Origin of the sequence: Pseudoalteromonas sp. MEBiC 03485 (assembly GCF_004195145.1) — a bacterium.
GTDB classification, from domain to species: Bacteria; Pseudomonadota; Gammaproteobacteria; order Enterobacterales; family Alteromonadaceae; genus Pseudoalteromonas; species Pseudoalteromonas apostichopi.
The window spans coordinates 266,748-288,357 of the sequence record NZ_SGBT01000002.1 but is presented as its reverse complement, the minus strand read 5'-3'; the positions used below and the strand labels follow the sequence as shown (position 1 = coordinate 288,357).

The following is a 21,610-nucleotide window of genomic DNA, read 5'->3' as shown; positions in this document are numbered from 1 at the left end:
AAGCAGAAATTTCGTTATTTAGCTGTTCTAAATCAGAAATTTTTAACGCAGTTAGCGACAGGTTTAATCCCTCTAAATGACTAATTATTATTGCGGGTTGGTATTAAAGCCTCATAAACAAAAACAGAACACACAACTGGAGATAGGCATGGGCAAGCAAACTGTAATAAAAACAAAAGGGCAGGGACGGCATTTCAAACGTAATGCAATTTTAATTTCGCTATTGGCTGCTATTAATACAAGTTACGCAGCAGAGCAAGCAAATGACGATGTAGAAGTGATTGAAGTACGAGGAATTCGTTCTTCAACAGCAGAAAACTTAGCAATAAAACGACTATCAGCTGCCACTGTTGATGCAATCACTGCTGAGGATATAGGTAAGTTCCCTGATAAAAATGTCGCTGATTCATTGCAACGTGTATCAGGTGTTCTAATTGACCGCGATGGTGGCGAAGGTAGCCGTGTAAGTATTCGTGGTACTTCACCAGATTGGACTCTAACCCAATTAAACGGTAACTATATTGCTTCATCAGGTTCAGGTACTCCTACCCGTAGTTTTAATTACACGTTATTGCCTTCAAGCATGATCAAAAGTGTAGAAGTGTATAAAAGTGCTGAAGCACGCATAGATGAGGGCGGTATTGGTGGTACGGTTATTTTACATACCCGTAAACCACTAGAGATGGAAGCAAACTCAGGTGCGTTAAGTGCTGAAGTAACTTACGATGATGTGTCTGAAGATACTAAACCGCAAGTCAATGTGCTTTATTCATGGAAAAATGACGACGAAAACTTTGGCGTACTTGCCGGCTTTACTCGTCAAGATCGCACCGTAACAACCATCACTAACAACGCGTCACACTGGCGTTTTCACTCAGATACAGTTGAAGGGGCAGAGCGCCCTGCGCTTGTCGACCAAGCAACTGGCGAAGTGTACAACAATGTATGGGCACCGCGGGCTATGAGTGTAAATAACTCAAACCAAGACCGTACCCGTGATGGTTATCAAGTGGCCGTTCAATGGGCCCCAAGTGACAGACTTGACTTAAACTTTAATTATTTTGGTGCCAAGCTAGGTTATGACCAAACAGGACAAAGCATTACCTTTGCTGAGTGGAATGATAATCATAACCCGTATTACGGTATTGTACTTGATGGCGATACCGTAGTTGCTTACGGTAACGGTGATAATGGTTTACTGAATGACAATAACTGGGGTGATGCTGATGTAAACGGCGGTGTGCCTGTGCGTCGCGGTTTGTTGTCTCCTCAACTTACCGGGCGTGAGCGTTTTGGTGAGTCAAAATCAAACACCTACGATTTTGAAGGCACTTATTATGGCGATACTTACAGCGTTACAGTAAAGCTGGGGCATACCGAAGCAGAGGGTGGTACCTCAAAAGAAACCTACGCTAATATTGATGCGCGGTTAGGCTCAGTAAATAGCTGGTTATGGTCAATTGAAAATGGTAAACCAAGCTATGAAGTATCGACCGATTTAGCCACTGATAAAGAAGCGTACCAATATTACGATTGGTTTGACTCTTACTCATCTGAAAATGAAGACTCTGAAGATTACATTCAAACAGATGTAAAATTTGACCTTGATGGTAGCTTTTTCACCCGTTTATATGTGGGGGGTAAATACCGCGATCACGAAATTAAAGGTATTCGTAACGACTTTCGTTGGGATGACGGCATAGCTGATAACGGTGGTTACCGAGGTTATTTACCTGGTACTGAGTGGTTCCATAATCCAGATTTTCATCCGGATGCACCAACATTGGTGAGCGACCACGTGGTTGATAACAGCGCCGGTGATACAGGTGCATTTAACTTTTTAGCATTCGATTTTGGAGCGCTTGATAACTACTTAAAAGAAAACTTTAGCCAAACAGTTGTACCTACGCTTTCGGGTACTTATGCCCTTGAAGAGAAAATTTGGTCTGTGTACACACAAGCTGATTTTGAATGGCAAGATTTTCGCGGTAATGTCGGCGTGCGCTATGTCAATACAGAGCTTAGCACTTTGACTTACGATGATGTCATTGGTCAAGACGATGACGATACCGACCCGAATGAGCGCAGTAGCGATGGCAGTGAAGTACTACCAAGCTTTAACCTTGCATGGGATGCAACCGAAGACCTTGTTGTTCGTTTTGCCGCAGCACGCACCATGGCAAGAGTGAGCTATTCAGACTTAAGCCAGGCCGAGTCATATGGTCCTCCAGTTAACATTAACTCACCTGATTCATGGACAGGCCGTGGTAATGGTACCTCAGTAAATACAGGGCTTGAGCCTATGTTATCTGACCAATTCGATTTAGGTATTGAATGGTATTACGGCGATGGTTCAGCACTTGGCGCGACGTTATTCTCTAAAGATATTTCTAACTTACCAATTTCGACAGTAGAAATAGTAGAGCGTGAACACGATTGTTGTAATGGCCCAATCGAAGTCGAAATGAACACCAAAGTCGGTGGCGGTGATGCAAAATCAGAAGGTTTGGAGCTGTTCTTTCAGCATTCGTTTGATAATGGTTTTGGTATTTTAACTAACTATACCTACACAGATACCAGCACCAGCGAAGTATCTACTGACGGGCAAAAAACAGAAGCCGAAATTCCAGGCACGGCTAAGCACCAATATAATGTGTCGGTGTATTTTGAAAATGACGACTTTAGTGTTCGTGCGTCGTATAACTGGAAAGATGACCGTGCTAACGGTATTCACCAAGGCTATAACTTATATACCAAAGACTATGGTCAGCTTGATGTGAATGCCTCGTACAACTTAACAGAGGATCTTTCGTTTACCGCATCAGTTGTGAACCTAACAGAAGAAGTTGAAGAAGGTTACTGGAAACAAAGCAATCGCTTTACTTATAACCAATATTCGGGCCGCCGTTTTTACTTAGGCGCAAATTATAATTTCTAACCGAAGACATGTTGTTTGTTGCAACCTAAAAAGGTACTTTTATTAAAGTACCTTTTTCTTTTTTAAGACAATAATGATTAAGTTTGTAAAAACAACTGAGCAAGACAAAGCCTATTTACTCGACCTAAGATTAAATACCATGGTTGAGCACTTAGAAAATCAGGGGTTATTTTTATCACTTGAGCAGCATCAAGCAAGAGTGGCTGAGCACTTTGAGCATAGTCATTTAGTGTTAAATGATGGGCAATGTGTAGGCGCTGCCAAGTTCATCGTTAGTGATCAAGCAATTAGTTTATTACAGCTACAAATTGCACCTAAAGAGCAAGGCAAAGGGTTAGGCACTAAGGTGTTAGATGCACTAAAAGCGCAAACAGCAAAGATAAATTTAACGGTGTTAAAAGCTAATCCAGCGTATGGATTATATCAACGGGCAGGGTTTAAAACTCTAGGCGAAGACGACTATGAGTTTCACATGCAGTGGCAGAAATAAAAAAGGGCGCTGTTAAAAACTAAGCGCCCAATTTTGACTATTTCTTTTCTTCGTCAGGTAAAGTGACGTTTAGCTCAAGTACTGCTAAGTCATCTTCGTTTTGGTCAAACTGAACCTGAACTGCATCAGTGTTTACATTCACGTATTTACGAATAACATCTAGGATGTCTTGTTTTAGCTGTGGTAAATAATCAGGTGTACCACGCTGTGAACGTTCGTGTGCGACAATGATCTGCAATCGCTCTTTTGCTAATGACGCACTGCTTTTCTTTTCTGAGCGGAAGTAGTCAAGTAAAGACACATTAACCTCCAAAAATCCGTTTAAATAAGCCTTTCTTCTCAACGTCTAAGAAACGAAAATCAACAGTTTCGCCTAATAAACGATTGATTGCATCTGTATACGCTTGGCCAGCATCAGATTCAGCATCTAGAATAACCGGTTGACCAGAGTTCGATGCACTAAGAACAGCTTGTGATTCAGGAATAACGCCCAGTAGTTTAATCGCTAAGATTTCTTGTACGTCTTCTACCGAAAGCATTTCACCTTTTTCAACACGCTCAGGATTATAGCGTGTTAATAGTAGATGTTCTTTTACGCTTTCAAGACCTTCTTCAGCACGTTTTGATTTGCTGTGTAAAATGCCAAGAATACGGTCAGAGTCACGTACTGATGATACTTCTGGGTTCGTTGTTACAATCGCTTCATCAGCGAAGTACATTGCCATCATTGCACCGGCTTCAATACCCGCTGGTGAGTCACACACAATGTAATCAAAATCTTTTTTCAGCTCGTTAAGTACGCGCTCAACACCATCACGGGTTAGTGCGTCTTTATCACGGGTTTGTGAGGCAGGTAAAATATGTAGCTTATCAACGCGCTTATCTTTAATAAGTGCTTGATTTAGGTTTGCTTCGCCATTGATTACGTTTACGAAATCATAAACAACACGGCGTTCACAACCCATGATAAGGTCAAGATTACGTAGACCAATATCAAAGTCGATAATAACGGTTTTAAAGCCTTTAAGCGCTAAACCTGTGCCAATCGCAGCACTTGATGTGGTTTTACCAACACCACCTTTACCAGAAGTAACGACAATCACTTTTGCCATGAGATTTATCCTTTAACCAAAGCTGAAATTTCTAATGAATCATTTTTTTGTTGGATTTGTACTGCGCTGCCCCAGTGTTCACCTTGTAGAGAGTCGCTGATCCAATAACTACCATTAATCGAAACAAGTTCTGCTTCTAATTTTTGGCAAAATATATTTGCTTCGTTGTAACCTTTTGCCCCTGCAATTGCACGGCCGCGAAGGGTGCCATAAATGTGCACGTTACCGTCGCTTATCACTTCGGCGCCATGACTTACAGCACCAATCACGATTAAATCGCGGTCTTTTGCATACACTTGCTGGCCCGAACGAACAGTGCCATGAATAACTTGCGCAGGCAGGTGAACGGTTTTTTCAACGATAGATGTATTTGTTTGTTGTTTAGCGGTTGCAGCCTTAACGTCTTGTGAATAATTTAACACCGACAAGCCTGCAGCTTTTGCGCTTTCGTTTTGCTCTTGAGAGCCATTACAAACCCCAACAGGGTTTAGCGAAAGGCCGCTTAACATTGATTTTAAGAAAGAGAAATCAAGCGCTTCATCTTGTACGTCGCTTAAGTTGATTACGATAGGCGCACCGGCAAAGAACTTAGGTGCTTGGGCGATTTTCTCATCTAACTGCTTACTTAAGAGGGCCGTATCTGCTGAAAATAAATGTAAAACAGATAACGTAAAAAGGTTCCCTTTTAATTCAAAAATTTGTTCCGACATACACGCTCAATTGAATTGTCTGGATTAGCATAATTTAAGTATAAACACAGGCTGAACAAGGCATATACAGTAAAAATCTAATCTATTTTTTCTAACTTATTATTTGACTCATGTTATAGTGTGCGCCTTCGTTAAGCAAGATATTATAGGGCCATAATGCTAACTGCGGTGTATAAAAGTATTAAAAAAGCGGATACATACCTTTTTGTAGAAAAAAGAGATGATTTCTCACGCGTACCTGAACCTTTACTAGAAACGTTTGGTCAACCTAAGTACGTGATGATGATTAATCTAGCAAGCCGTGAAAAGTTAGGTGTGGCAGACTTAGGCGCGGTTAAGCAAGCGTTAATTGATCAAGGGTTCTACTTGCAATTACCTCCGCCAGAAGAAAATCTGTTAACCCAATTTAAAAAAGACAAGGGAGTTGAGAGTGATTAAAAAACTTGCCGTCATTTTACTCAGTGCTTCACTAAGTACTTCAGTATTGGCAGAACAAAAGACACAAGCTGATTTTGACGTTTACGTTGCAGCATTAAAAAAAGAAGCAATTGAAAAAGGCTATGATGAAGCCTTAGTTGATCAAGCACTTGCAACAGCTAAATTCAAAAAGAAAGTTATTTCAGCAGATAAAAATCAGCCAGAAGTAAAAGAAACCCTCGAAACTTATTTACCAAAACGTGTGCCGCAATGGAAAATTGACCGCGCGCGTAAATTATACAAAGAAAACCAAGACGTTCTTGAAAAAGTAGCCAAAGAATACGGTGTTCAAGCGCGTTTTATTGTTGCACTTTGGGGCCTAGAAAGTAACTTTGGTAAAATCCAAGGTGGTCACAGTGTGATTGCATCATTGGTGACACTTGCGTTTGATGGTCGCCGCGAAGCCATGTATAAAAACCAACTTTGGGCAGCACTTGATATCTTAAAAGAGGGTCACATTACCCTTGATAAATTCAAAGGCTCTTGGGCTGGTGCAATGGGGCAAACGCAGTTTATGCCAACCTCATTTAACGCCTATGCTGTTGATTACAATGGTGATGGCCGCAAAGATATTTGGACCACAGAAGAAGATGCATTTGCTTCAATCGCAAATTACTTAAAGCAAGCTGGTTGGAACGATGATTTAACCTGGGGTCGCCAAGTTAAATTACCTGAAGGGTTTGATAACTCATATATTCTTAAACGTGGCACGAAAACACGCAGCCAATGGTTAGAGTATTGGAAAGATTCAGAGCGCAGCCTTGCAGATTGGCAAGCCATCGGTGTTCGTAAAATGGATGGCAGTGACTTACCAAACGTTGATGTTACCGCCGCAATGGTAATGCCAGATGACGTAAACGGCCGTATGTATCTAGCCTACGATAACTACAAAGCACTTATGCACTGGAATCGCTCGTATTACTTCGCAACCAGTGTCGGTTACTTATCAGATCGCATCGGTTACCCAGCGATTAAGTAATTGATTAATAAAAGTTAGCAAGTACCAAGGGTAAAGCAATAAGTTTTACCCGAGCAACTTGCTAACTTATTCGGCGTTAAAACGCCTCCTACAAACTCGCTAACTTTCCACTCGGTACAATTTTAAACCTTTACCTTGAGTGCTTGTTGCAGTGCATCAACGTCTTTACAGCCAAGGTATATGTTTTTTCCGTCAGTTAAAGTTATTTTAACGGCTTTTCCAACAGACGCGTTATATAACCAGCCATCACTTAGCATACGTATACCAATTCCTTGATACCATTTTGTTTGGTATTCAGAAGTGTCGGCAATCTGAGATAATTCAACCTGTTTGCTAATGATCCCAAACCCAAAATACCAACGAAGTTTTTGTTCATCGATTACTATTGTCAGTGAAAAAAACAACACAACAATAAGCAGGTTTATCGATATTATAATCAGTTTGAGGTTAGCCAGTTCAGGAGAGAAAATTATAAAGGCACTAATCACTAATAAAATAATAATTAACGTGTAATTAATTTCCGTTTGTTTATACATAGCCTAATATCCTTGTATGTCAGAACGTAAATAGACGCTTAATTATTAGTATAGCAAATGGAAACAAAGTTACGATTATCTCCTACAAACGCCTTAAGCAAGACCTACAAGAGTGCGCGCGAAACAAGTTTCACGCCTACAAGGTCAAACTCGCTAACTTATTCCCCTTTCCCCGGCTTTTTCAAAATCTTATCTTTAAAATCAAGTACCTTACCAATGCCAGAACCTAGTTTCATTAGGCTTTGCAGTTGCTCAGGGCTTAAGCGTTGTAGCTCTGCTGACCACTTGGTTACGGTTTCGAGTAGGTCGTGAATTTCTTGCATTTGTTGCTGAGCAAAGCGCTCATCATCTGTGTGGGCTTCTTCTAAAATGTTATCGCGAAGCAGGCTTAGGGTTGGGTCTATCTCGCGTTTTTTACGCTCTTCGAATACGCGGTTGGCCATATCCCAAATGCTGCCAGCAGGGCCGTAGTATTCTTTACGGTCACCCGGAATATGGTGCACTTTAATTAAGCGCCAAGACTGTAGCTCTTTAATGCCCATACTTACGTTTCCGCGCGAGATACTTAAGGTATCGGCAATTTCATTTGCCGTCATTGGTTCTTTAGTAATGGTTAATAATCCACACATTTGACCAATGGTGCGGTTAAAGCCCCAACGGCTACCCATTTCACCGCAGTGCATAACAAAAGCTAAGTTTTTTTCAGATAGGCTCATAATTTTTAGTATTCAAAAATTTCAGAAATTAAATGCTAGCACGCTCGGGGTATAACTAAAAGAAATAGCCACTATGCAATCTTCTGCTACTAAAGTGTAGATATGCCATATTTAAAATTTAAGTTATTGAATTTAAATAATAGTTTAATTAAATGCCACAGTGATTAGCTATTTGATGTGGATCAATAATAGTGACAGTTAATAAGTTTATCGTATAGGCTGAAATCCAATAATACCATGGAGGAACGTTATGAAAGCTGCAGTAAATAAAGAGTACAAGGGTAAATTAACAATCGAAGATATCCCATGCCCAGAGGTGGGAATTAACGATGTGCTAGTTAAAATTGCCGCGTGTGGAGTGTGCCACACAGATTTACATGCTTGTCATGGAGATTGGCCAGTTAAACCGAAAATGCCATTAGTGCCGGGCCATGAAGGGGTAGGTACTATCGAAAAAGTAGGTGCAAACATTAAACACTTATCAGTAGGCGACCGTGTCGGTGTTCCTTGGTTATATAGCGCCTGCGGGCATTGTGAGTTTTGTTTAGAAGGCAAAGAAACCTTATGCCTTGAGCAGCACAACACAGGTTATTCAGTCGATGGTGGTTACGCCGAATACTGTGTTGCCCATGGTGATTATGTGATTAAAATTCCTGAAGGATTAGGCTTTGCAGAAGCCGCACCTCTATTTTGCGCGGGGGTTACAACCTATAAGGCGCTTAAAGTTACCGATGCAAAAGCGGGTGACTGGGTGGCAATTGTTGGTGTTGGCGGCCTTGGTCATTTGGCGGTGCAATACGCAAAAGCAATGGGCTTTAATGTAATTGCCGTTGATACCGGCGAGAGCAAGTTGGCACTAGCCAAAGAGCTTGGCGCAGACATCACCATAGATTTTATGAAGCAAGTACCTTCAGAAACCATTTTTGAGCAAGTGGGCGGGGCACATGGTGTTGTGTGTACGGCTGTTTCAAAACCCGGTTTTGAGCAAGCTTATAAAAGCGTGCGCCGTGGCGGTAAGTGCGTACTTGTAGGTTTACCACCAGAAGATATGCCATTGCCAATTTTCGACACCGTGTTAAATGGTGTGTCTGTTGTTGGCTCAATTGTTGGTACGCGTAAAGACTTACAAGAATGCCTCGACTTTGCTGCTAAAGGTAAAGTTAAAGCCATTATTGAAGAAAAACGACTCGAAGATATCAATGATATTTTTGACGACATGCTAAAAGGTGATATCACAGGCCGAATCGTAATGACGCTTTAAACTTAAGTCAGTTAATGCTGTCAGGTTTGGTTGAGCGGCTCAATTGAGTCTGACAGTTTTTCATATGCTAAAAAGTAAGTAACTGTAACTTGTTTTTGTCGGATAGACGACACCTGTTACCAAGTGTCGCCCTCCTAAGAACCGTACGTGCAACTTTCACTGCATACGGCTCAAGCCTTCACGAAGGCACCTAATTGGTACCCAGCAACTTATAAAGCAGCGAGATTAGGCTCATTCCAAGAGTTGCGGCATTGCCTCTTTGCTTTTCTCTTTGCCAAGTATTCTTGGTATAAAGGATCAAAAGGCGTAGCTTCACTCCTGATTTTCACATGTCTCTCTATTGGCACCTTAGCTATTTGAAATAGATTAAACTGACAATCCATGTTCATGTTCATGTTCATGTTCATGCTCTTCTGCCAACCGTGAAATTGCCATTGGCCTCGACGGTTGATAAAGTACTTCATGGCGATCCAAGTTTTTGATTTTGTTGGATGACGCCTTTTAGCCCAATGCCATAACGCTAGAAATAGTTTGTGGCTCACATATCCGAATACTTGTTTGGCAACGCAATGGCGATAGTAATTCGACCAACCCCTGAGTTTCGGATTTATCAACTTGATTAGATCGTTAACGGGGGTAGTTGCGTGCTTTTTAATGAGTTCGCGCAAGTTACTCAGAAATATTAACGTGTTAGATTTGCTCGGTTTAATGAGCAGTTTTCCTTTGTACTTCCTATGGTTAAAGCCTAGGAAGTCAAAACCACGGCTAATGTGGGTAATGTGCGTTTTCTCTTCGGAGAGCGTTAAGCCTCTATGTGCTAAGAAGTCAGCAATCAACGGTTTGATATCGTTCTCCAGCACGTCCTTTGAAGTGCATGTGACTACGAAATCATCGGCGTATCCTATAAAGTTGGCTCTCGCCCCATTTTTAAGTGCGGTGGACTTAATGCGTTGCTCAAGACCTGCAAGAGTCATCAGCATCAAGGTTGGAGATATGATCCCGCCTTGTGGTGTTCCCTCGTCAGTGCGATAGAACAGCCCTTTGTCCATAAAACCAGACTTTAACCATTGTTCCAACATTCGTTTATCTACAGCTATATTATTCATAAGCCATTGATGCCCAATCTTGTCGAAACAGGCTTTGATATCTCCCTCAAGAACCCATTGCGCGGATTGCTTTTTACTCAAACAGAGAAAACACTGAGCAATAGCATCAGCAGTGCTTCTATTGCGCCGAAATCCGTAGCTATTTGGGTCAGCAAGTGTTTCTGACACAGGCTCTAGTGCAAGAAGGTGAAGCGCTTGTAGCGCTCTATCGACCATGCACGGGATACCCAAAGGTCTGAGCTTGCCGTTTTTCTTAGGGATGTAGATACGCTTGAGCGGTTTGGCTTGATAAGCCTTTCTGCTCAATTGATTGACTGCTTTCATGCGGCGCGTATCCGTATTCCAGATGACGCCGTCTATTCCGGGCGTTTTACTGCCTTTGTTTTGTGATACTCGCTTAACAGCAAGAAGTTTTGCCGAATGCGAGTGAGTCAGTATCCACTGCAACGCTTTCGCTTTGCTGTGTTTACCTTCTCTTGTTGCTTTTGCAATACGCATCTGAAGCTTTAAAACGTGCGACTCAACAGTTTTCCAATTTATGGATTGCCATTGAGCACTGTCAGGGGAGGCACTAATCTCTTTTGAAATCATCATTTGCGTTTCTCCTTGAATAAAGTTCTTCAAATTCTCTTGCAACGGAAGACCAGTCGGAAGTCAGCTCACTTTCGTGCCAGACAGACGTCTGTATCTGCATCATTACAATCCAGCCTTTGCTTTCTCCAACATCCTCTACCTGCATCACTATCGGCTATATAAGCTTTCCCAAAGGGAGTGATACAGGCTTACCGTGTTCCGTATGTTGCGCAATGTCAGGTTAGATGCCCGCTATAGTGCGGAGAGTTCAGTGATCACGAAAGAGCATGGGGCAATCTCTTTCCGACTCTCGTGCCTTTTGGCTACAGCGTATTAACCACTTCCGCTGTTTCATCGTATAACGCACCTTACGCGGATTCACTTATGTTCATCATACTGACTGCCTAGCACTCACCCGATTTGTGGTTATCAGGAGGATCGTCCTCTCACGATTAAGATCCCGATTGGCGCATACCAACCTTCGTTACATTGTCAGAGCCGCTACTTTATTCAGGCTCCTAGGATCATCTGGTGATACAGATGGTTCACTCATTAAGCGGTGAACAGCGCTTCATACGACTTCACGTCGCACGCCCCAAAACGAGTTAACGTAAATGCTCTAAGGGCAGCTTTGAGCGAAAAGCAGACATTGACCGTTAATCGTTTCAACGACGGCAATTAGCCATACGTTGCATGTTTGCTCCCTTACTGGTTTTACGATATCCAAAACCGACATAACGACCATTAAGCAAATACCAAAGTAAAATAGGTATGTGCTCCAATCATATAGCCAAAGAGGATAAAGCGTTAATAGCACTGCTACAGGCCCTAGAATGCTGAAGACAGCTCTGGTATGGTTTTTATTTTTGTGCCAGTTGTATAAGTTTACCAATAGTTCCAAAGATGCAAAAATAGGTAAAAGCGTATTTACAGCTATTCCTTCGAAGTGAGAGAAGAAGCCTAGTCCTAATGCCGATGCAAGTGACCTTAATGCAGGGAGGCAGGCCGTGCCGCTAGCCAAACGCCACTAGAGCCTACTCTGTCTAATATTTTATTTATCATTTGAAAGTCTATTGGTTGATATTACCATCATTCTAAACTCCGTATACAAGTACGGAGTCAATCATTTTAATGAGTCAATTATGGGGCAATGTGTTGGATCTTCGTTTTGCATACAGGTATTTGTCATACCCACAATTACTTTCTCTAAACGTTGAAGGTCATTAATTTTGTCTCGAATGATTGCTAACTTTTGTCGGTTTAATAGCTCAACTTGAGCGCAGTTGCTGTCCATAGACATTAGCGATTTTATTTCTCTTAACGTAAAGCCGAGCGCTTTGGCTTTTGTGATAAACCTAAGTTGTCCTGCTATTGATTCGTCATATTGTCTATAACCAGATATTGGTTTTTCAGGTTGTGTAATCAGTCCTTCTCGTTCATAAAAACGAATGGTTTCTACATTTAAATTTAATGATTGTGCTAATTTGCCAATGGTTTTCATTATTGCCTTTGTGAATACTACTAATCTAAAGTTATATTTAGTTCAACTATCTAATGACTTGATAATGCCACAGACTTCAATTGTACCGTCAGACCCGCAAGAGCTTGCCATTAGTTTTAACTCTTTTTTGAGTGCATTCAATTCCTTCATTCGTTGATTAACTAAAGTTAGTTGCCGATCAATTAATGCATTTACACTAGAGCAACTCTCCTCTGGCTTGTTTTTTAATTCAATGAGTCGCTTAATATCATTAAGCGGAATATCTAAACTTCGACAATGCTTTACGAACTCTAGCTCTTTAAATGCCTTATTAGAATACAACCTGAAATTCCCTTCAGTGCGATCAGGATCTGACAGCAAGCCCTCCTTTTCATAATATCGGATGGTTTGTACTGAATACCCCGATGTTTTCGATAACTCACCAATTTTCATAAAATTTCCAAATAAACTTGACCCTATAGTCACTATAGGATTTATAGTTAGAGCATACAAGTTAATCGGAGATGAAAATGAGCGATTGTGGGTGTGAAGTTGAGCTAAAAGATAACCAGCAAAAAACGGTGCTTTATTGGCTTCTGGCTATCAATGCCTCGATGTTTGTTTTTGAAATTGGCTTTGGTTGGTTATCAGAATCAACGGCTTTAATTGCAGATTCGTTAGACATGCTAGCGGATGCAATCGTCTATGCAATTGCACTATACGCGGTGGGAAAGTCAATCCAACATAAGGCTAATGCTGCTTTAGTGAGTGGCTATTTCCAACTGGGGTTAGGCGTGCTAATTCTAATGGATATTGCTAGAAGGCTGTATGGTGAAAGTGAGCCTCACTCTTGGTTTATGATTGGCGTAGGCATGGTTGCTTTAGTTGCAAATGTGATTTGTCTCATCCTTATTCGAAAGCACAACAACGATGAAGTACATATGAGAGCTAGCTGGATATTTTCAGCGAATGATGTAATTGCAAATCTTGGTGTCGTTATCGCAGGCATACTCGTTATGGTGCTGAAACAGCGTTGGCCTGATATCGTCATTGGTAGCATCATTTCAATGTTAATTCTTCGAGGCGCTTACCGAATACTAAGCGATGCTAAACAAGAATTAGCTGTTGCTGAGAAAACACGTTAAACACCAAATGAAGATAAACAATCAACCTTTGGTTGTTCAAAGTAAGGAAACATCAATGAATAGCAAATATCTAGAAAAAACCAAGATAGTAAATTTTGAACACTCTACAATTCAATCATTAATTTCTGAGCGTAATTGGCAAGAACTCGATGACTTCAACAAAATTGGTGCAGCCTACCAATTTGTTAAAGATGAAATATTATTTGGTTACAATGAGAGTGATGATATTTCAGCAAGCAGTGTTTTAGCCGATGGTTACGGACAATGCAATACCAAGGGTAACTTGCTGATGGCTTTGTTACGAGGATTAGGTATTCAATGTCGTTTTCACGGCTTTACTATTGAGCAGCGATTACAAAAAGGAGCTATTCCAACTTATGTATTTTGGTTAGCACCTAAATATATCATTCATAGTTGGATTGAAGTTTATTTCAAGGATCGTTGGATAAACTTAGAAGGCTTTATATTAGATGAACAATATTTAAGTTCACTACAGCACAAATTTAGTCAAATAAAAAACGAATTTTGTGGTTATGGTGTTGCAACAAAGTGTTTCTCTTCGCCAGATACAGATTGGCGTGGTCAAGATACCTATATACAAAAAGAAGGTATTCATGATGATTTTGGTGTTTATAATTCCCCTGATGAGTTTTATCTCGAAAAAGGAACTAACTTATCAGGAATCAAACGTTGGATGTATCAACGAGTGATCCGTCACTTTATCAATTTTAACGTAGTCAATGTAAGAAATTTAAAAGTTCTTGAGGTGGAAAATGCACAATCATAGCCATAGCCATTCGCATGGAAAAGACGACCGTATAGGTTGGACATTTTTCCTTAATGTTTCATTTACTATTATCGAATTTATTGGTGGTTGGCTAACCAACAGTACCGCTATTATGGCTGATGCTGTACATGACCTGGGTGACAGTTTATCTATAGGATTCGCTTGGATACTGAGTCGTTTCTCGGATAAAGAAGCATCCGATAGATTTAGCTATGGCTATCGTCGTCTTACCCTGTTTGGCGCATTAATTAACAGTATTGTATTAGTTATTGGTTCTGTCTGGGTGCTATTTGAAGCAATACCAAGATTATCTAATCCTGAAATGCCAATGGCTGAAGGAATGTTGGGTCTTGCATTACTTGGGGTTGCTGTTAATGGGTATGCAGTATTTAAACTAAAAGCGGGTAAAACGCTGAACGAAAAAGTACTTACGTGGCATTTGCTTGAAGACGTACTTGGCTGGGTTGCAGTCCTAATTGTTTCTATCGTGCTGCTTTTTGTAGATCTACCAATATTAGATCCTTTGCTTTCTATAGGCTTTACACTGTTTATATTGTTTAACGTTTTGAAAAACCTGAAAACAACATTGGCACTATTTCTTCAAGCTACACCTGATGAAGAAGTGCAGAATAATATTGAAAAAGCGATAAAGGCTATACCTGAAATTAATGGGATTCATCATATGCACTTTTGGTCATTAGACGGGGAAAGTCACGTATTAACTGCTCACCTAGAGTTAGCCCATAACTTTGAGGTTGATAAATTAATTAGGCTAAAACAACAAGTGGCTAAGGAACTTTCTTCTTATAATTTATCTCATACAACCATTGAGTTTGAGTTTCCTCAAGAAACTTGCCGTGACGAGCATGAAAAACATGCGCATGGCTAGTTTAGAAAACCTTTTTTTGATATTATAATTTTTCATATTTAAGTAGGTGTTTATTTTGAAATTCAATGTTGCGTTAAAAATACTATTAGTCGTTTCGATTGTTTTGCAATCGTTAACTGCTGTTGTATCCGCAACACCTGAGAATCACCAAATAGATATAGAGCACCTTCAAATTCAACATGATCATGCAGATGATCGAAATGTCTCAAATGATAATGTAGGTGATGAGCAGCATAATGAAAAAGATTGTCATCACTGCGGACATTGCAGTGGCAGCCACTTATCTTGGATTTTAGTCAGTAATTCAAATACCACGGGCAAACTAAACATTATCAATAAAACGCCTTATCAAATTGATCAAACAAGTACCTTTCTTGAAGCGATACTTCGTCCGCCCATTTCTTAATTAGATTAATTTTTAATGACCTATTTATCCTTTAATAATGGATAAAGGTTTCGTGTTTATTAATTTTAAAATTAAGAATTTTTATGTATATATATTTAAAAAATGCAGGTTTAGTCCTGTCTTTATGTATGGCTGTGAGTTTTTCAGTTGCCACTTATGCCAAACAGAAAAGTATTTCATGGCTAGATAGTCAAATAAATAAAGATCCCGAAGTTGTTGCGGCTAAAGAGTTACTTAATGCAAGTAATCATAGAGCCAAGAGCTTAACTAAAGCCGTATATAACCCAGAGCTTGAAGCAAGCTATGAAAAAGAGGGTGATTTTGATAATTATTCTATTGGTATCAGTCAAACGATTGATTTTTGGGATAAGCAATCAGCAAATAAAAGCATTGGTGAAATTGGTGTTTATGCAAACCAGCAACAATTGTTATCTCTACTCGATTCTAAAAAGGCTAACGCTTTAACTGCAATAGTTAATTGGCAAGCAGCAAAAAAGGTGGCTCAGTTACTTTCAGTAAGAGAAAATCAATTACAAACGCTCGTTGGAATTATTGAAGATAAGCGAAAAGCAGGACTTTTAGAGCCACTTGACGCTGAACTGGTTTATTTAAACTTGTCCCAAGTTTTCAGTGAAATATCTGAGTCGCAAATTGCTTTGAAAAATGCAGAGGTAAATGTTCAGGAGTTATTGCCTGATTGGACGCCTAATACTACCAATTTGTTTTCATTTACTTTTGGAGCAACAAACTATTCATTTAACTCTCAGTGGGTTGAGGAACATCCAAAAGTTAAACTCGCTAGAGCGCAATGGAAGATAAAACAATCTAAAGCTCAACTAACCACTATGGAATCTAAAGCCAATCCAACCATTGGAGTTAACGCAGGGAAAAGTGGAGATGAAGACTTGATTGGCGTGACTTTCTCAATGCCTTTAAATATCAGAAATAACTATTCAGATACTGTTAAAGCCGCTTATTCAGAAGCAATTGCAGCAGAGGCTAACTTTCGGTCGGTTTATCGAAAGCAGTCATTTGAAGCAAAAGCTAATTATGAATCGCTTATTGTCAGTAAAAAATATTATGAGCAATGGCAAAAACTGACAAAAGGCAGATTAGATAGCAGCGAAAACTTATTAAATAAGCGCTGGGAAGCTGGTGACATTAATACTTCTGACTACTTACTTGCATTAAATCAACGTGCGGAAGGGCTTCATGCAGGAATACGTTTGGAAAATCAATTCAAGCTTGCAGAAATATCCTTCATTTTAAGTATGGGTCAGTTATCCAAATTTGAGATTTGAGCGCTTTGTTTTTTCAGTAGCGAAAAACGAAATCTTAAATTTATTAAAAATATAGGTTACAAAAATGAATACAGTAATTAGTAAAAAATTTTTAGCCGTAGTAATTAGCTGCCTGTTAGTTGGGTTTACTACAAATCATGATGCTTTTGCACAGTCGTCAGATGGAACTGGTTCTGTCACAAACGTTTCGAAACAAGAAGAAAAAGAACATCAAGATGAGCATGAACACGAAAAGGGACATGAAGAAGATAAAGGTGACCATGACGAGCACGGCCATGAAGGTGGTAATAAAGAGGGAGAAGAAGGACATGAAGAAGGTATCACTATTGATCCAAAGAAGATGTCGCTTGCTAACATTAAAGTGGAAAGTGTTAAGCCTGAATATCAATTTAGCTCCGTATATGCACCTGGCGAAATAAAAGCTAATGGCTATAAAAGTTATGTGGTATCACCACGTACAGAGTCAGTCATTATCAGTCGCCATGCAGCGCTTGGCGAGTATGTAGAAATAGGTCAGAAGTTAGTTACATTATTTAGTGAAGCAATGGCACAAGCACAAGCTGACTATTTAATCGCTTCAACCGAATGGCAACGTGTAAAAAAGCTGGGTAATAAGACGGTGAGTGAAAGTCGATTATTACAAGCTGAAACAACATACAATGCGAGCTATGGCAAGCTCATTGCTTTAGGGTTAACTGAAAAAGCAATAAATGGTATTTCTAACAAAGACATTAAAGCATTTGGACAATATGCATTAACGGCGCACCGTGAAGGTGTCGTGCTTCAAGACGACTTTATCCAAGGGCAACGTGTTGATGCTGGGGATTCAGTCATGTTGTTAGCTGATGAAAAACAACTATGGGTTGAAGCAAAAGTTTCTCCAAATAAAAAGCTAAATTTATCAATTGATTCTCCTGCGGTACTTAAATTAGAAGGCCAGAGTTACAATGCCAAAGTTATCCAAGAAGCCCATACAATTGATCCCGTAACTCGTACAAGAATTATTAGATTGGGGGTACAGAATGCTGATGATAACCTTCATTCAGGTATGTTTGTAAAAGTTTACTTTCAGTTTGCCACAAAGCAGAAAGTGATGGCTGTGCCAGAAGAAGCATTGATCCGCAGCGCAGATGGTGATTGGACCGTATTTGTCGAAGACCACCCTGGAGAATTTAAAGCTGTAGAAGTAGAACTAGGCCGAGCCTTAGGTGATTTTAGGGAAATCATTGGCCTTGATAGTGGGACGCGAATTGTAACCAAAGGCGCATTTTTTGTTGCTTCTGAAATCGCTAAAGGCGGATTTGATCCGCATAACCACTAAGGAGCAAGACTATGTTTAATAAAATAATAGATTGGTCTGTTAATAATAGACTCCTGATTTTGATTGCGCTGTTTGCCACAATTGTCGGCGCAATTATGGTTATACCAAAACTAAATTTAGATGCCTTTCCTGATGTTACTAATGTTCAAGTTGCTGTAAATACTGAAGCGCCAGGACTAGCTGCTGAAGAAGTTGAACAACTCATTACGTACCCCATTGAAGCGGTCATGTATGCCTTACCTGATGTAGAACAAGTGCGCTCAATTTCTAAAACAGGCTTGTCTGGCGTCACGGTTGTTTTCAAAGAAGGCACCGACATTTACTTTGCAAGACAACTTGTATTTGAGCGTCTTCAAGCCGCAAAAGAACTGATACCAGAAGGTGTCGGCACACCCGAAATGGGGCCAAACACCTCAGGGCTAGGCCAAGTATTTCAGTACCTTCTTATTTCAGATAAAGATGCAGGCTATGATGCTATGGCACTCAGGAGTCTCAATGATTGGGTAGTAAAATTACTCGTTATGCCTGTCGATGGTGTTACTGATGTACTCTCCTTTGGAGGTATTGTTAGGCAGTACCAAGTAAATGTAGATCCATCTAAGCTTCTTTCTTATAACCTAACGCAAGAAGACGTTGTTGGTGCCCTAGATAACAACAATGCCAATGTTGGCGGATGGTATATGAACCGTGGGCAAGAGCAGCTTGTTATTAGAGGTGCAGGTTGGTTTGAAAGTGGTGACGCTGGTATTAGTAATATCAAACAAGTTCCCGTCAAAACAGTTGATGGGACAGTTGTGACGGTTTCGGATATTGCTAAAGTTGAAATGGGCAGTGAAATTCGTCAAGGTGCTGTCACAATGACGCGCAAAACCGAAGACGGTAAAGTCGAAAATTTAGGTGAAGTTGTCTCTGGCATTGTCTTAAAACGCATGGGGTCTAATACTAAAGCCACCATTGATGGTATCAATGCAAGAATCCCATTGATTAATCAAGCATTGCCTAAAGGTGTTCGCTTTGAACCATTTTATGATCAGGCTGATTTGATTGAAAAAGCCGTTGATACAGTAGTTGATGCACTATTACTAGCATTTATTTTCATCTGTATTGTATTAGCACTATTTTTAATGAATATACGTGCAACCTTCCTTGTCCTAATATCTATTCCAATTTCAATTGGTATCGCGTTAATGATCATGGCTTGGTGGGGCATTTCTGCAAACCTTATGTCATTGGGTGGCATTGCCGTAGCCATTGGTATGCTAGTTGATGGTTCAGTCGTGATGGTTGAAAACATGTTTAAGCATTTAAATAGACCAGACTCTACCCATTTAAAAACTGTAAAAGAAAGAGTGCCTAGTGCTGATACTGATCCACATGATGTAGAACAAGATGAGCATGGTATTAAGTTACGTCTTCAAAATGCGGGTAAAGAAGTGGCTCGTCCCGTATTTTTTGCAGCTTCTATTATTTTAGTCGTATTTACGCCTTTATTTAGCTTTGAAGGTGTTGAGGCAAAGTTATTTCAACCTATGGCAATAAGCATCATTTTAGCTGTTATATCTGCTATTGTGGTTGCGTTGTTTGTTGTACCCGCTTTAGCTACTTATTTATTTAAGTCAGGTGTAAAAGAGAGGGAAAGCTTTGTTCTTAGGCCATTAGACAAACTCTACAGAAAAGGGCTTACATTCGCACTAAAACGCACCAAATTAGTCATTTCAGCCGCACTTATATTAGTTTTCTCTGCCTTTGCATTAGTTCCATTAATTGGTACTGAATTTGTACCTGAGTTAGAAGAAGGGACGATAAACTTAAGAGCAACGCTTGCACCTTCTTCCAGTTTAGATACCGCGCTCACTGTGGCACCAATTCTAGAAGAAAAACTAATGGCTTTTCCTGAAGTAACCTATGCATTAAGCCGAATTGGTCGAGCAGAAATAGGTGGAGACCCAGAGCCTGTGAATAACATCGAAATTTACATAGGGTTGAAGCCTGTTTCTGAGTGGACCAGTGCATCTAATCGATATGAACTTCAAGGAAAAATGGAGAGATCTTTAGAAGAATTCCCTGGGTTGCTACTCAACTTTTCTCAACCTATTGCGACTCGTGTCGATGAGCTACTATCTGGTGTTAAGGCTCAGTTGGCGATAAAGTTGTTTGGGCCTGAACTTGAGGTACTGGCGGCTAAAGGTCAAGAAATAGAAACAGCAATTAAAAACATTGAAGGTGCAAGGGATGTTGCATTGGAGCAAATTGCTGGTGAAGCGCAATTGGTGATAAGTCCTAACAGGCAAGAACTATCACGCTTTGGATTGTCTGTGAGTGACATAATGGAGGTTGTGCGTGATGGTATTGGTGGTGTTGAAGCCGGACAAATAATCAATGGTAATGAACGTTATGATATTTACGTTCGCATAGAGGAAGAGTACCGAAGTAACAAAGAAGCTATTGCTGATATTCGGCTTCAATCACCTACTGGTGCTTGGGTGCGGCTGGGTGACGTAGCCTCAGTCTCATTTGAGTCAGGCCCACCACAAGTTAGACGCGATGATGTACAACGAAGAGTCGTTATCCAAGCAAATGTACAAAATCGAGATATGGGAAGCGTGGTTGCCGATATCAGAACGGTAATTGCTGAAAAGGTTGACTTACCTTCAGGTTATTCTGTTTCGATTGGCGGCCAGTTCGAAAGTCAAAAACGTGCTCAAAATAGGTTAGCTATAGTTGTACCTTTATCGTTAGCACTAATCGCACTACTACTTTACTTTGCCTTTGGTTCTGTTGGTCAAGCTATGCTGATATTGGTCAACGTGCCGCTTGCTGTAATTGGCGGAGTTTTCTCCTTATATTTATCTGGACAATACTTGTCTGTACCAAGCTCCGTTGGCTTTATTACCTTATTTGGTGTAGCGGTATTGAATGGGGTCGTTATGGTAGAAAGTATCAACCAACGTATTAAAGACGGTCTAGAAGCATCTAAAGCCGTTTTTGAAGGCGCTACTTCAAGATTAAGACCTGTACTTATGACTGCTATAACATCAGCTTTAGGTTTGATACCGATGTTAATGTCTAATGGTGTTGGTGCAGAAATACAGCGCCCATTAGCGAGTGTTATTGTTGGCGGCTTGGTAACTGCAACACTGTTAACATTATTTGTTTTACCTGTTTTATATCGCTGGTTTTCAGAGAAAAAAATAAAAGAGCTATCCAGATAAAATTACTGTGAACTCTAACCCCACGCTAAAGTCACGTTTAGCGTGGGGTTATTGAGTAGATGAACGAAAAGAAAGATTAGATTTAACAATAAACTAATAGTCATGACTGCTTTGTCGGAATATTTGTCGTTAAACAGGCCAAAGCTAACTTCCGCTTTCGTATCTTTGCAG

At 40.2% G+C, this 21,610-nt stretch carries 21 protein-coding genes; 12 read left to right on the top strand and 9 right to left on the bottom strand.

Translation table 11 applies throughout. The annotated features are described in order from the left end of the window. Positions 1–148 precede the first annotated feature (148 nt). Positions 149–2,938, top strand: a complete 2,790-nt coding sequence (locus EVU92_RS18155) for a TonB-dependent receptor (protein WP_168990038.1) — start codon at positions 149–151, stop codon at positions 2,936–2,938. Positions 2,939–3,011: 73 nt separating this feature from the next. Beyond that, positions 3,012–3,428 (top strand): GNAT family N-acetyltransferase, encoded by a 417-nt coding sequence (locus EVU92_RS18150; RefSeq protein WP_239977573.1) that lies wholly within the window; start codon positions 3,012–3,014, stop codon positions 3,426–3,428. Between the two features lie 37 nt (positions 3,429–3,465). Here the strand turns inward: EVU92_RS18150 and minE are convergent, their stop codons facing one another. From minE to minC, 3 genes are read right to left on the bottom strand one after another with little or no spacing between them, the layout of a single operon-like run. Further along, on the bottom strand, positions 3,466–3,729 hold the full coding sequence (minE, locus tag EVU92_RS18145; protein WP_054552047.1) for a cell division topological specificity factor MinE: 264 nt from the start codon (positions 3,727–3,729) through the stop codon (positions 3,466–3,468). Position 3,730: 1 nt separating this feature from the next. Beyond that, the gene (minD, locus tag EVU92_RS18140; protein WP_130052576.1) at positions 3,731–4,540 is read right to left on the bottom strand and encodes a septum site-determining protein MinD; all 810 of its coding nucleotides are present in this window, start codon (positions 4,538–4,540) and stop codon (positions 3,731–3,733) included. A 5-nt stretch (positions 4,541–4,545) separates the two neighbouring features. Continuing rightward, positions 4,546–5,250: a septum site-determining protein MinC gene (gene minC, locus EVU92_RS18135; RefSeq protein ID WP_130052575.1), complete on the bottom strand. Its 705-nt coding sequence runs from the start codon at positions 5,248–5,250 to the stop codon at positions 4,546–4,548. A gap of 156 nt (positions 5,251–5,406) precedes the next feature. On the opposite strand from minC, the gene EVU92_RS18130 reads away from it, so the two are divergent. Both EVU92_RS18130 and EVU92_RS18125 read left to right on the top strand, forming a co-directional pair. Then, positions 5,407–5,688 (top strand): YcgL domain-containing protein, encoded by a 282-nt coding sequence (locus EVU92_RS18130; protein WP_130052574.1) that lies wholly within the window; start codon positions 5,407–5,409, stop codon positions 5,686–5,688. After that, positions 5,681–6,706, top strand: a complete 1,026-nt coding sequence (locus EVU92_RS18125) for a lytic murein transglycosylase (RefSeq protein WP_130052573.1) — start codon at positions 5,681–5,683, stop codon at positions 6,704–6,706. The genes EVU92_RS18130 and EVU92_RS18125 overlap by 8 nt, the downstream gene beginning before the upstream one ends. A 122-nt stretch (positions 6,707–6,828) precedes the next feature. Here EVU92_RS18125 and EVU92_RS18120 read toward each other — a convergent pair whose 3' ends face one another. Then, positions 6,829–7,242 (bottom strand): hypothetical protein, encoded by a 414-nt coding sequence (locus EVU92_RS18120; RefSeq protein WP_130052572.1) that lies wholly within the window; start codon positions 7,240–7,242, stop codon positions 6,829–6,831. Between the two features lie 158 nt (positions 7,243–7,400). Next, positions 7,401–7,958: a MarR family transcriptional regulator gene (locus EVU92_RS18115; RefSeq protein WP_055021667.1), complete on the bottom strand. Its 558-nt coding sequence runs from the start codon at positions 7,956–7,958 to the stop codon at positions 7,401–7,403. Between the two features lie 250 nt (positions 7,959–8,208). On the opposite strand from EVU92_RS18115, the gene adhP reads away from it, so the two are divergent. Further along, positions 8,209–9,219 (top strand): alcohol dehydrogenase AdhP, encoded by a 1,011-nt coding sequence (gene adhP, locus EVU92_RS18110; protein ID WP_130052571.1) that lies wholly within the window; start codon positions 8,209–8,211, stop codon positions 9,217–9,219. A 209-nt stretch (positions 9,220–9,428) separates the two neighbouring features. On the opposite strand, the gene ltrA is transcribed toward adhP, so the two are convergent. The 4 genes from ltrA to EVU92_RS18085 all read right to left on the bottom strand — a co-directional run bounded on the left by ltrA (position 9,429) and on the right by EVU92_RS18085 (position 12,831). After that, positions 9,429–10,919: a group II intron reverse transcriptase/maturase gene (gene ltrA, locus EVU92_RS18100; RefSeq protein ID WP_130050855.1), complete on the bottom strand. Its 1,491-nt coding sequence runs from the start codon at positions 10,917–10,919 to the stop codon at positions 9,429–9,431. A 598-nt stretch (positions 10,920–11,517) separates the two neighbouring features. After that, positions 11,518–11,919, bottom strand: coding sequence for a MerC family mercury resistance protein (locus tag EVU92_RS18095; RefSeq protein WP_239978102.1), 402 nt, complete (start codon positions 11,917–11,919; stop codon positions 11,518–11,520). A gap of 102 nt (positions 11,920–12,021) precedes the next feature. Further along, complete coding sequence (locus EVU92_RS18090) at positions 12,022–12,399, bottom strand: MerR family transcriptional regulator (protein ID WP_004588890.1); 378 nt, start codon at positions 12,397–12,399, stop codon at positions 12,022–12,024. A 42-nt stretch (positions 12,400–12,441) separates the two neighbouring features. After that, positions 12,442–12,831, bottom strand: coding sequence for a Cd(II)/Pb(II)-responsive transcriptional regulator (locus tag EVU92_RS18085; protein ID WP_004588889.1), 390 nt, complete (start codon positions 12,829–12,831; stop codon positions 12,442–12,444). Between the two features lie 77 nt (positions 12,832–12,908). On the opposite strand from EVU92_RS18085, the gene EVU92_RS18080 reads away from it, so the two are divergent. From EVU92_RS18080 to EVU92_RS18050, 7 genes are all read left to right on the top strand, one after another. Next, the gene (locus EVU92_RS18080; protein ID WP_004588888.1) at positions 12,909–13,523 is read left to right on the top strand and encodes a cation transporter; all 615 of its coding nucleotides are present in this window, start codon (positions 12,909–12,911) and stop codon (positions 13,521–13,523) included. Between the two features lie 55 nt (positions 13,524–13,578). Continuing rightward, complete coding sequence (locus EVU92_RS18075; RefSeq protein ID WP_004588887.1) at positions 13,579–14,310, top strand: transglutaminase family protein; 732 nt, start codon at positions 13,579–13,581, stop codon at positions 14,308–14,310. Continuing rightward, positions 14,297–15,199, top strand: a complete 903-nt coding sequence (locus tag EVU92_RS18070) for a cation diffusion facilitator family transporter (protein ID WP_004588886.1) — start codon at positions 14,297–14,299, stop codon at positions 15,197–15,199. Before EVU92_RS18075 ends, EVU92_RS18070 begins: the two co-directional genes overlap by 14 nt. A gap of 55 nt (positions 15,200–15,254) precedes the next feature. Next, on the top strand, positions 15,255–15,605 hold the full coding sequence (locus EVU92_RS18065) for a hypothetical protein (protein WP_004588885.1): 351 nt from the start codon (positions 15,255–15,257) through the stop codon (positions 15,603–15,605). Positions 15,606–15,688: 83 nt separating this feature from the next. Next, on the top strand, positions 15,689–16,906 hold the full coding sequence (locus tag EVU92_RS18060) for a TolC family protein (protein ID WP_008468875.1): 1,218 nt from the start codon (positions 15,689–15,691) through the stop codon (positions 16,904–16,906). 64 nt (positions 16,907–16,970) lie between these two features. Next, on the top strand, positions 16,971–18,227 hold the full coding sequence (locus EVU92_RS18055; RefSeq protein WP_002962258.1) for an efflux RND transporter periplasmic adaptor subunit: 1,257 nt from the start codon (positions 16,971–16,973) through the stop codon (positions 18,225–18,227). A gap of 11 nt (positions 18,228–18,238) precedes the next feature. After that, a complete protein-coding gene (locus EVU92_RS18050; RefSeq protein WP_004588883.1) occupies positions 18,239–21,439 on the top strand; it encodes a CusA/CzcA family heavy metal efflux RND transporter in 3,201 nt (1,066 codons plus the stop codon). Positions 21,440–21,610 lie beyond the last annotated feature (171 nt).